Raw genomic sequence first — 8,529 nt, forward strand, 5'->3', positions numbered from 1 at the left:
TCGGTGAGGTGACGTTCGCGGCTCGCGGCCAGGCGGTCCTGCGGCGTCACCGGGTACATTAGGGTGGACAGAGACGGCGGCTCCTGCCCCAGGCGCACCGCATAGAGGATGCGGTAGGCAAACACGCGGCGGACGTAGTCACGGGTCTCGGAGAACGGGATCAGTTCGGCCCAGATATCCGGATCCATTGCGCGGTCCTCCGGCAGCCAGGAGCGCACACGGTGAGCCCCGGCGTTGTAGGCCGCGGTCGACAGCATGCTGTGGCCACCGAAGCGGTCCAGGTTGCGCCGCAGGTAGTAGGTTCCGAGCCGGGCATTGGTGGCCGGGTCGAGGATGTCCCAGTCGGAGGTCACCTGCACCCCGGCGGCCGATGCGATGGAGCGGCCGGTCGCGGGCATGACCTGCATGATCCCCAGCGCGCCGGCCCCGGAGCGCACGTCGTGGAGGAAGGCACTCTCCTGCCGGGCGATCGCCATGGCCCAGGCCGGGTCGATGGCCTGCTCGCGGGCGCCGGCCACGATCAGGTTGTCGAAGGCCAGCGGGAAACGCAGCTCGATGTCGTCCCAGTTGCGCGCCCGCGCGGCGGTGAAGATCGCGCGGTCGTGCCAGCCCCAGTCGGCGAACGTGCGCGCGGCCGCCTCCAGCTCCGCGGTGTCCATCTCGGCGACCGCATGCGTCCACTCGCGACGTGCCTCCGCGTTGCGGTCCAGACGAACCAGCTCGCGCATGCGCTGCACGCCGGCATGCTCGCGCATGGCGTCCCGGCGGCCGTCCTCCAGCACCAGTGGCTGGTGTCCGATCCGATAGGGCTGGCCGAGCCGATCGGCGGCCAGAAAGCCATGGAAGTTGCGCTCGCGGGCCGCGCGCTCGTAGAACCGGCGCGCGGCCTCCAGTGAGTCGGTCTGTTCCAGGGCGCGGGCGTACCAGTACTGCCAGGCCGCCTCGTCGCGCACGTCGCGATCCATGGCCCGAATCGCGTCCAAGACCGTCTCCCAGTCGCGCTCGTAGAGCGCTGCACGCACCTGCCACTGGCGCAGCTGGGTATCGAATACCTCGGGCTCCAGACGGGCCATGAAGCCCAGGGCCTCGGGCCGGTAGCGCAGCGCCAGGCGCAGGGCCAGGGCGTGCTGGATCCGCCCGGCGGCTTCGGCCGACAGCCCGAGCCCGCCTCCGGCCTCCTCCCACCCTTCCAGGGCCGCGTCCAGGTCCTGGCGGACCCAGCGGGTAAACGCCCGCTCCACCAACGCCTCGGCCGAGCGATGATCGCCGGCCTGGAAATCAACGTCCACCACCCGTGCGGGACGGGCGGCCAGGTCCAGCCAGTGCTCCGCCCAGGGGCGGTCATCCGCGTCCAGATACCGGCGCAGATAACGCGCCAGGCCGGTCTGGCCCGCCTTCACGGCCAGTTCGAAGCGATCCCAGGCGAGCTCGGCGGTCAGGCCGCCAGCGTCGCGCCAGGCATCCAGTGGGGGATCACAGGCCGATGGACGGGAATGCCCGTGCAGCCAGATGGACTCCATGTCCTCCAGGGCGGCCTCGCGTTCCCCGGTTTTCAGCAGCGCCTGGCGGCGATTGCAGTCCTGCTCGACGGGCAGGGACCACTCCTCCCCGGTCGCCTCCAGGAAGCCAAGGTAGTCCCCCCACTGTTCCTCGCGCGCGAGGTGCGTCAGATAGCTGCCACGCAGGCGGGCGGCCAGCGGGGTGTCGTCATGTTCGCGCACGAAGTCGCGCACGGCGTCCGGGTCGGCGCGACCCAGATTCCGCGCGAGTTCGCGGTAGTCCAGGTAAGGGGTTAACGGGTAGCCGGTCAGGGTGCTGCGCGCGGCGCGATAGGCCGTCATGTCGCCCCGGTTCAGCGCCCGTTCCGCGAGCAGGAACAGGCTGCGCTCGAAGACGTAGCGGTCCTCCTCGGCAGCCGCCACCGGCAGCACCGCGGCCAGGGACAGCAACAGGCCGGCCAGCCCGGCAAATACGTTCCTGGAAAGGCGCATGCCCTGCCCTCGCATCAATGGTTCTCCATCATCAGCCAGCGACGGGGCGCTTGCAACGACTTCCGGCCGCTTTCGCGGGGGTGTGTCGGCAGTTCCGGCAGGAAGGGGATCCCGGATCAGCTGTCCAGCACGCGAACCTCGCCGCGCGCGAGGCCATCGAGGGTCCAGGAGCCAACCCGGTAGCGCACCAGGCGCAGTGTCGGATACCCCACCGCCGCGGTCATGCGGCGGACCTGGCGATTGCGGCCCTCGCGCAGGGTGATCGCCAGCCAGCGCGTCGGGATGTGCCGGCGAAAGCGCACCGGCGGGTCTCGCTCCGGGAGATCCGGCGGATCCATGCGTGCCACCTTCGCCGGGCGCGTGCGCCCGTCCTTCAGTTCGACCCCCTTGCGCAGGGCGTCGAGCGCGACGTCATCGGGCTCGCCTTCGACCTGAACCCAGTAAGTCTTGCTGGTCTTGTGCTGCGGCTGGGTCAGGCGCGCGTTCAGGCGGCCGTCATCGGTCAGAACCAGCAGGCCCTCGCTGTCGCGGTCCAGACGCCCGGCCGGATACACACCGGGCATGTCGATGTAGTCGGCCAGCGTCGGCCGCCCCTCGGAATCGGTGAACTGCGGCAGCACGCCCCAGGGCTTGTGGAACAGGACGATCCGGGCCATGACCGCCGGGTCAGTCGCAGCGCACGGTGACGCGTTCGGCGAAGTAGCGCCCGAGGTCGTAATCGACACTGGCGCCAGAATCCAGCGCCATCGCCCGCGCCACCACGGCTGGATCCGGTCGCGGCCGTTCGAGCCGGGCCTCGCAGGTCGCATCCACCAATCCGGAGGCATCGACGATGCGCGTGCCATGCGGCTCCTGATGCAGGATCTCGATGAAGTAGGTCGGGTCATAGACCTTGTACTCCAGCGCCGCCCCGGCAGGATCCACCGGCTCCGCCAGTTCCAGCCGAAAGCGGAAGTGCAGCAACCCGGCCTCCATCGCCATGCGCGGATTCCCGGCGGCCGCGATCTCGATCGCCTCGTCCGCCATCTGCAAATGGCTGTACCAGCGGTACTCGTCCAGGTTGTCGAGGATCTCGCCCGCCAGCCCCTGCAGGCGCACCGCCGGGGTATCGCCCGGCTGATGCTCCTGGGCGTCATCGAATAGGTACTGCCCGTAGGTCGGGTCGAAACGCCAGTGGTGGAGCATGTGGGTGATCTGCCCGTTGGCATCGCGCTCGAAGCTGATGCGCAGGTCGATCCAGGCATGCGGATGGGCCAGCACCGCGACCGGTAGCAGCCCCAGTGCCATGAAGATCAGGATTACCGGGAGAAGCCGTCGCGGGTTCATGCGGTCTGCCTCGTAGCGGCACGGGTCCAGGCGGTGGCAGCGGTCAGGAGCGGCGCGTGATAGGCCGGGGCGACACCCAGATCCTGCAACCAGACCGGCGCCTCCGGGTCCGGGCCGACTGGGTGCAGTTGCCCGACCGGCGGCAGATCCGGGATGCGGTCGGCAAGACCCGTCAGCCGGCGCGAGCGGCGCAGCCTGTCGGCCTGCCCGGCGATGGCCGTGGCCACCGCGGGCGCGCGGCGGATATTGCAGCGAGCGACAGCCACCGGGTCCGCCAGCACGGCGTCGAGGTCGCGCAGCCGGCGCAGAATGCGCGCGGCCGTCTTCGGCCCCACCCCGTCGATACCGGGAATGTTGTCGCTGGCATCCCCGGCCAGGGCCAGCATGTCCGCGACCTGCTCGGGCCGGATGCGGAAACGCTTCTCGATCGCGCGTCGATCGAGGTCGGTTCCGCGCTCCGGATCATGCAGACGGTCCTGCTCGCCGAGGATGACCTGGGCCAGGTCCTTGTCCGCACTCTTCACGTCGATACGGTAGCCGGCCGCGCGACCGGTACGGGCCAGGCTGGCGATCAGATCATCGGCCTCGTATTCCGGATCGGCCAGGGTCGCGAAGCCGAGCCGGCCGAGCAGCTCGCGGATGCGTGCGAACTGCTCGCGCAGTTCTGGCGGGGAGGGCGGGCGGTGGGCCTTGTAGGCGGGATCGATGCGGTGGCGAAAGCCACGCCGCAGTCCGGTATCGAAACAGAATGCCACCGGGCCCGGCGCGCAGGCCGGCAGCCACTGGCAAAGCGAATGCACCAGCCCGTGCAGCGCACCGCCCGGTCGGCCGTGCGGGTCCGGGTCCAGGCCGCGCGCGAACCAGGCGCGAAAGACAAAGATGCTGCTGTCCACCAGGGTCAGGGTCGGCATTCGCGCGCCCGGGATCGGGCCGGATTCAGGCGAGGCGTTCAAGGTCCTTCCGCACCCCGGCGATGGACTGATCGAACGCGGCGCGTTCTTCCGCGTTCAGTTCCAGCTCGATGACGCGTTCCATGCCCCCCTGCCCCAGGATGCAGGGCACGCCCATGGCCACGGCGCGCTCGCCGTATTCGCCGTCCAGCAGGGCCACCGTGGGCAAGACGCGCCGACGATCCAGCGCGACCGCCTCCACCATCTCCGCGATGGCCGCGGCCGGGGCGCCGTAGGCGCTGGAGGTCTGCTTCAGGGCCAGGATCTCCGCGCCGCCGTGGCGGGTGCGCTCGACGATGTCGTCCAGTGTGGCCTGGTCCATGAAGTGGTGGAGCGGCACGCCGTTGACCGAGGAATAACGAAGCATCGGGACCATCGCATCGCCGTGACCGCCCAGTACCAGCGCCTGTATGTCGTGGGTGGACAGGCCGGTTGCCAGTGCAATGAAGGCGGCCATGCGCGAGGTGTCCAGCACCCCGGCCTGTCCGAAGATCCGGTCGCGGCTCCAGCCGGTCTTCTGCCAGGCGCGATAGGTCAGCACATCCACCGGGTTGGAGACCACCAGGATGCGGCTCTGCGGGGCGTGGACCAGGATATCCTGCAGGATCTGGTCGAGGATCCCGACGTTCTTGTCCAATACATCGGAGCGTGACATGCCCGGTTTGCGCGGCAATCCGGCGGTGATGATCACCAGGTCCGCCCCGGCGATGACCGACGGCTCGTGACTACCGGTCAGCCGGGTGTCGAAACGCAACAAAGGCGCGGTCTCCTGGATGTCGAGGGCGGCGCCGGCCGCCGCGCCCTCGCGCACGTCCAGCAACGCGATCTCGCGGGCGACATCGCGCCGCGCCAGGAACTGGGCCGTGGATTCGCCGACACGTCCGGCGCCGACAATGGCGATCTTCTGCATGCGCTGCTCCTCCTGTGGTTGGGGGTGAGCTACAGGCGGGCGACCCCGCTGTCGCGGGCGGCCTGGCTGATCGCTTGCGGCACGGTATCGATCAGGCGCGGATCAAACGGGGTCGGCAGGATATAGTTCGGGCCGAACTCGAGCGCCTCCAGGCCATAGGCATCCAGCACGGCCTGCGGCACGGGCTCGCGGGCCAGGCCGGCCAGCGCGTGCACCGCGGCAGCCAGCATCTCGTCGTTGATGGTCCGCGCGCGCACATCCAGCGCGCCACGGAAGATGAACGGGAAGCCCAGTACATTGTTGACCTGGTTGGGATAGTCCGAACGCCCGGTGGCCATGATCAGGTCGTCGCGGGTCTGATGCGCCAACTCCGGGCGGATCTCCGGGTCCGGGTTGGACAGGGCGAAGACAATCGGCTTCGGTGCCATGGACTGCAGCATCTCCGGCGTCAGCAGGTCGGGGCCGGACAGCCCGATGAAGACATCGGCGTCGCGGCAGGCATCGGCCAGGCTGCGCGCTTCGGTATCCACCGCGAAGATCTGCTTGTACTCGTTGAGGTCATCGCGCTGGCTGTGGATCACACCCTTGCGGTCCACCATGAACAGGTTCTTCTTCGCCGCGCCCAGGCGGACCAGCAGCTGCATGGAGGCAATCCCGGCGGCACCGGCCCCGACGCAGACGATCTTCGCCTCGCTCAGCTTCTTGCCCTGGATCTCCAGGGCGTTGACCAGGCCAGCCGCGGTGATCACCGCGGTGCCGTGCTGGTCGTCGTGGAACACGGGGATATCCAGGCGCTCGGACAGGCGGCGCTCGATCTCGAAGCAGTGCGGCGCGGCAATGTCTTCCAGATTGATACCACCGAAGCCGCCGGCGATGCTCGCAACGGTGTTGATGAAGTCCTCCGGCTGCGCGGCGTCCACCTCGATATCGAACACGTCAATATCGGCGAAGGCCTTGAACAGCACACCCTTGCCCTCCATCACCGGCTTGGATGCCAACGCGCCCACGTTGCCCAGCCCCAGCACCGCAGTGCCATCGGTGATCACCGCGACCAGGTTGCCCTTGCCGGTGTAGCGATAGGCCAGCTCCCGGTTCCCGGCAATCGCCCGCACCGGTGCGGCGACGCCCGGCGAATAGGCCAGCGACAGGTCATCCTGGGTGGCGGTCGGCTTGGTGATGTGGATCGCCAGCTTCCCGGCCGGCTGCTGCTCGTGGTATTCCAGCGCGCGCTGATTGAAATCCTTGGACATGGTGTAAGCGAGGCCTTTTGTCGGACGATCTCATGAAGAACCGTTGCGGTCCCGGCATGCCGGGACCGCAACGGGGGTGCAGCGGTCAGTTGACCGGGTGTGTGGGGACGGAGCCGCGACGGGCCTCGTCGTAGAGCGGGCGGTACTCGTCGGCCAGTCGGGTCAGTTCGCGCTGACGCGAGTCCGGTGCCGGGTGCGTACTGAGAAACTCCGGCTGACCGCCGCCGGACTGGGCCGCCATCTTGCGCCACAGGCTGGCGGCGGCATCCGGGTTGTAGCCCGCGCGCGCGGCCAGCTCGATGCCGATGCGGTCGGATTCGGACTCCATGCTGCGGCTGTGCGGGAGTTGAATGGCGAGCGCGGCCCCGAGGGCCGCCCCGGTCAGGGCCACATCCGAGCGATCACCCGTGAGGGCGTATCCGGTCAGGGCAAGGTTGCTGGCCAGGGCCACTGACATCTTCTCGGCGGTGTGCGCGGACAACGCATGGGCGATCTCATGCCCGATGATCTGCGCCAGCTCGTCGTCGGTCAGATCCAGCTGTTCGATGATGCCCGAGTAGACGGCCATCTTGCCGCCCGCCATCGCGAAGGCGTTGACGGTATCCGGGGCCTCGATCACCACGATTTCCCAATCCCAGTCGGCGGTTTCGGGGCGATATTTCACGGCCTGGGCGACGACCTTTTCGGTAATGCCGTGCACCCGGGCGGTCATCTCGGGGTCGACATTGATGCGGCCCTCCTCGCGCGCTGGTGCCAGCATCTCGACGTAGGCGCTGCGCGAGGCGTCGATCGCCTGATTCTCGGATACGAGCATCAGCTGCGAACGTCCGGTTACCGGGTTGGTGGTGCACCCGGGGATGGCCGTGGCGAGGCCGCCGGCGATCAGCACCGTCAGGAGAAGGGAGGTCAGGCGACCGCGAGCCATCCGCCACGACTTGGAAAACGCACGCATTATTCGAGTACCTCGTTAGTCCTCTACCTCGAGATCGAGCGGATGCCGTATGCGCATCCGGAGTCGATCCCTCCAAGGATACACCCGACCGCGCACAATCACCGCCTCGCCGGTCAAGGATTCGGGCTCGAGATCGGGCCAGTGATCGCGGTCATCCCCGCGGATCAGCAAATCCAGTGGGCCGTACAGTTCCATCACCCAGTGACGTCCCGGCTCCCGCACCGCGACCACATCGCCCTGCACCCGCAGCCGCCCCTGGCGCAGCGCGCCATCCAGCGGGTCCAGGACCCGTACGGGCAGGGCCTCCGGCCGTTCCAGCCACAGACCACGCTCCCCGGCCCGCGCCTCGGCCTCGGCCGCATAGAGACAGGCATCCAGGGGATCCGGCCGCGGACCCGGCCGTGGCATTGCCGCCCCGGCGGCGATCAGCCGGGCCGCCAGCAGCGCACCGTCGGGGAGCCACGCATGCATGCGCGGGCGATCCCTCGAGTCCCGGGCGGGATGTCCTGCGCGCAGGGTCAGGTGCTGTCCGGCCTCCTCCAGGCGTGCCTCGAGGGCGTCGCGCACCCCCTCATGCAGGGAAAGGTCCCGCACCGGGGCCATCGCCTCCGGCAACGGGACGGCCGGGGTCAGGCCGATCAGGCGGATCGTCCGCCCATCGGTCAAGCGCAGCCGGTCGAACCCAAGGACACGCTCGACCCCTACCTCCTGCAGCCCGCGCGGCTCCTGATCCCCCAGCCGGCACTCCGCCGCGGTCGCCCCGGCCAGTAGCAGGAACAGCAGGCCCATAACGCAGACGAGGGCGCCCTGCAGGACGCCCTCGTCGGGTCGGACACGGCTCGCCATGGCGGTCACGCGTCCGCTCACGTTGCGCGCCAGGCGGCGCGCCGCGGCTTCAGAATGCGAAGCGGCGGTTGAACTTGTCGACCTGGCCGGCGGTATCAACGATCTTCTGCTTGCCGGTGTAGAAGGGGTGGCACTGCGAGCACACGTCCACATGCATCTCCTCGCCGGAGAGGGTGGAACGGGTCTCGAACTGCGTACCGCAGCTGCAGATAACCTTGACTTCGTGATAGTTCGGATGGATGTCGGCTTTCATGGTCGGCTCACGCAGGTTCTGGCGAAAAGTGCGACAGGTTAGCCGAGACCG

At 68.8% G+C, this 8,529-nt stretch carries 9 protein-coding genes; all 9 read right to left on the reverse strand.

The window, feature by feature from the left end; all coding sequences use genetic code 11:
- The coding region (locus ACESLR_RS10695; protein WP_373067336.1) for a transglycosylase SLT domain-containing protein at window positions 1-1,991 on the reverse strand (1,991 nt) is incomplete at its 3' end.
- A gap of 116 nt (window positions 1,992-2,107) precedes the next feature.
- Window positions 2,108-2,647 carry a pseudouridine synthase gene (locus tag ACESLR_RS10700; protein ID WP_373025972.1) on the reverse strand — a complete coding sequence of 180 codons (540 nt, stop codon included), beginning with the start codon at window positions 2,645-2,647 and terminating at the stop codon, window positions 2,108-2,110.
- Window positions 2,648-2,657: 10 nt separating this feature from the next.
- A complete protein-coding gene (locus tag ACESLR_RS10705) occupies window positions 2,658-3,317 on the reverse strand; it encodes a DUF1007 family protein (RefSeq protein ID WP_373025970.1) in 660 nt (219 codons plus the stop codon).
- Window positions 3,314-4,228 carry a 5'-3' exonuclease H3TH domain-containing protein gene (locus ACESLR_RS10710; RefSeq protein WP_373025976.1) on the reverse strand — a complete coding sequence of 305 codons (915 nt, stop codon included), beginning with the start codon at window positions 4,226-4,228 and terminating at the stop codon, window positions 3,314-3,316. Before ACESLR_RS10710 ends, ACESLR_RS10705 begins: the two co-directional genes overlap by 4 nt.
- A 25-nt stretch (window positions 4,229-4,253) precedes the next feature.
- Window positions 4,254-5,177, reverse strand: coding sequence for a malate dehydrogenase (mdh, locus tag ACESLR_RS10715; RefSeq protein WP_373025968.1), 924 nt, complete (start codon window positions 5,175-5,177; stop codon window positions 4,254-4,256).
- A 29-nt stretch (window positions 5,178-5,206) separates the two neighbouring features.
- Window positions 5,207-6,427 carry a malic enzyme-like NAD(P)-binding protein gene (locus tag ACESLR_RS10720; RefSeq protein WP_373025967.1) on the reverse strand — a complete coding sequence of 407 codons (1,221 nt, stop codon included), beginning with the start codon at window positions 6,425-6,427 and terminating at the stop codon, window positions 5,207-5,209.
- Between the two features lie 85 nt (window positions 6,428-6,512).
- The gene (locus ACESLR_RS10725) at window positions 6,513-7,379 is read right to left on the reverse strand and encodes a M48 family metallopeptidase (RefSeq protein WP_373025966.1); all 867 of its coding nucleotides are present in this window, start codon (window positions 7,377-7,379) and stop codon (window positions 6,513-6,515) included.
- A 15-nt stretch (window positions 7,380-7,394) separates the two neighbouring features.
- On the reverse strand, window positions 7,395-8,225 hold the full coding sequence (locus tag ACESLR_RS10730; RefSeq protein ID WP_373025964.1) for a nuclease: 831 nt from the start codon (window positions 8,223-8,225) through the stop codon (window positions 7,395-7,397).
- Between the two features lie 49 nt (window positions 8,226-8,274).
- Window positions 8,275-8,478 carry a 50S ribosomal protein L31 gene (gene rpmE / locus ACESLR_RS10735; RefSeq protein WP_024327640.1) on the reverse strand — a complete coding sequence of 68 codons (204 nt, stop codon included), beginning with the start codon at window positions 8,476-8,478 and terminating at the stop codon, window positions 8,275-8,277.
- Window positions 8,479-8,529 lie beyond the last annotated feature (51 nt).

Origin of the sequence: Thioalkalivibrio sp. (genome assembly GCF_041685615.1) — a bacterium.
Taxonomy (GTDB): domain Bacteria; phylum Pseudomonadota; class Gammaproteobacteria; order Ectothiorhodospirales; family Ectothiorhodospiraceae; genus Thioalkalivibrio.